Raw genomic sequence first — 2,401 nt, 5'->3', positions numbered from 1 at the left:
CATCTTGTGATATACGGTCGATAATAACGGCATAATCGCCACCTTTGTTTTGGACGACCATATCGATGCTGACCGCTTCCGCTACTATATCTTTCTCGTTTTTTGAATTGACTCTATCGATAAATGCCTGCGGGAAGGTATCTTCCATCCCAAATAATATTCCAATTTTTTTCATTATTCTATTTTTTAATTTAATAGTATTTGATTTTTATAAAAACTTGATTCGGGATAAATAGTGAGGAAACATTTCCTTCCAAACCGGCCAATCATGCTTGCGGTCAGGCCTAACATCAAACCAATGCGGCACAGTACGATCATTGAGTACTTTATGCAACTTTAAATTAGCATCATAACAAATATCGCAGTTAGAAGTTCCTAAAACAATATCCATATTCCATAACTCATGATCCTCTAATCCATATAAAAAATCAAGCGGACTATTATAAAACACATCGTCGTTATGGAATCCATCCATAAAATTTTTAATATCGAAGGCACCGCCCATTGAAAATAAATGACTGACGTAGCCTGGATGCCTAAAGGCAAAATTAGCAGCATGAAATCCTCCAAAACTACATCCCGCCATTGCAACCTTGCCTGAGGGCGTATTGTTTTTTACTTTTTCTACAATCTCATGGCACAGCATTTTATCGTAGCACAAATGATTTTCTATGCGATGAATAGGGTGGATGTTTTTATTGTAAAAACTATCTTTATCGATGCTATTAGGGCAATAAATTTGAATCAATCCTTGCTCGATATACCATCTTGCTGATTCGATCAGTCCCATGTCCTTGTTTTCATGATAACTCCCCATGGATGTTGGAAACAAAATCACAGGATAGCCTGAATGTCCAAAAACTAACATTTCAATCTCTCTATTTAGGTTTGGAGAATACCATTTGAAATATTCCTCTTTCATAATTTTGTTTTAAACAATAATAACGAAAAAATGTCAGTATCTGGGAGCTAGACTTAAAGTAAAATTACTTTTTACATATCTTAGCTTGCAGAACATCAATATATTATAAATCGTTAATAATGTATTTAGGTTACGAAGTATTTTTGCGAATTCGATAAAATTGGCACTGAGCTACAATATAAACTAAAGTGTAGTTGGCTGGTCAAAGAGCTGTATTTGACTTTTAAGGCGTTCGAGGAGCATAGTCATCATTCGTTTATTCAAGTTCGATGAATTGGCGGCATACAAAAGATATTCCTCCTTTGTGAATAATCCTACGACCATACCTTTAAGTGTATTTCTAAATTTTACATCTTTTTGAACCGCATTTTCAATGACTGCTAGCCGTTTGTCGAGTTTTAGATTGTAAAAATCTCCTTTGTATTTGGAAATATAATTTGCAAAAGCGGCCAATAATAAGTCGTTTTGAAGTTTTAAAATAGGGCGGAGCACCTTGTTTTGAAAAGTTTCTTCTGAAGAGGAATTTGTACCTATGGAGCCAATGGTCTCTCCACGAAAATCTTGTAAAAATGAATCTCTGTCGATCATGTTTTTTTCTTAAAATTACAGAAAATTTTCTTTAGATGTGTTACTTTAGCGTTATTAAATAGAAGATATGCGCTTTCATACAAGAAAATGGGTTAAGCCCGAAGATTTAAATCCTAATGGTACTTTATTTGGTGGTAAATTATTAGCATGGCTTGACGAAGAGCTGGCTTTGTACACAATTGTGCAACTTGAGAATCCCAGAATAGTAACCAAATACATGTCGGAAATCAATTTTAGAAGCTCAGCAAAGCAAGGGGATATTATCGAAATTGGGATTGATGTAGTAAAGTTTGGTAACACTTCTATCACTTTAAAATGCGAAGCAAGAAACATGATGACTAGAGAAACGATTATTTCCATTGACAGCACCACGATGGTAAGTTTAGGAGAAGACGGTAAACCGAAGGCGCATGGCAAAACAGAAATTGAATTCATCAAAAATAGAGTGAATCAGTAGTACATCTACTTTTTCTTCATCCAAAAGGATACAAGTCCAAAAGCAGAAACTACGGTCCAACAGCCTTCTAAAATAATAAAAGGCAAATAATCCAGTAGGATGGAAGCAAAGCACGCAATTCCAGCGCCCAAAACATTCAAAAAAAGATAAATGGCGCTATCCTGCTTAATTATTTTACCCAGATTTAAAAGGTAAGCAATTAATAAAATAGTTACTCCAATAAAGCCAATCCAATCTGTTGTGTTCATTTAAATAGACTTTTTAAGCAGAAAATCATCCGCTAAAATTGCATATTCGTAGCAGTCAGACCATCCTGTTTTTAAGGGAATAAGTTGCCTCGAAAGTCCTTCGCGAAGCATTCCAGCTTTTTCTAAAACTTTATAGGATCCCACATTTGCCGTAGCGCAACCAGCACTAATGCGGTGTAATTTTAG

At 35.2% G+C, this 2,401-nt stretch carries 5 protein-coding genes; 1 reads left to right on the top strand and 4 read right to left on the bottom strand.

Annotated features, from left to right (window positions below; genetic code table 11):
- Positions 1–208: 208 nt before the first annotated feature.
- Together P8M54_RS16095 and P8M54_RS16090 are read right to left on the bottom strand one after the other, a co-directional pair.
- A complete protein-coding gene (locus P8M54_RS16095) occupies positions 209–922 on the bottom strand; it encodes an alpha/beta fold hydrolase (protein ID WP_300289065.1) in 714 nt (237 codons plus the stop codon).
- Between the two features lie 183 nt (positions 923–1,105).
- A complete protein-coding gene (locus tag P8M54_RS16090; RefSeq protein WP_300289063.1) occupies positions 1,106–1,510 on the bottom strand; it encodes a glyoxalase in 405 nt (134 codons plus the stop codon).
- 67 nt (positions 1,511–1,577) lie between these two features.
- Here P8M54_RS16090 and P8M54_RS16085 point away from each other — a divergent pair, with 67 nt between their 5' ends.
- Positions 1,578–1,967 carry a hotdog domain-containing protein gene (locus tag P8M54_RS16085; RefSeq protein ID WP_300289062.1) on the top strand — a complete coding sequence of 130 codons (390 nt, stop codon included), beginning with the start codon at positions 1,578–1,580 and terminating at the stop codon, positions 1,965–1,967.
- Between the two features lie 5 nt (positions 1,968–1,972).
- Here P8M54_RS16085 and P8M54_RS16080 read toward each other — a convergent pair whose 3' ends face one another.
- Positions 1,973–2,215 (bottom strand): hypothetical protein, encoded by a 243-nt coding sequence (locus tag P8M54_RS16080; protein WP_300289061.1) that lies wholly within the window; start codon positions 2,213–2,215, stop codon positions 1,973–1,975.
- On the bottom strand, positions 2,216–2,401 hold a 186-nt coding region (locus tag P8M54_RS16075), incomplete at its 5' end, for a GNAT family protein (RefSeq protein ID WP_300289060.1). It abuts the gene before it with no gap.

This window comes from Flavobacterium sp., assembly GCF_029242675.1.
GTDB lineage: Bacteria > Bacteroidota > Bacteroidia > Flavobacteriales > Flavobacteriaceae > Flavobacterium.
This window is presented reverse-complemented; position numbering and strand designations above follow the sequence as displayed.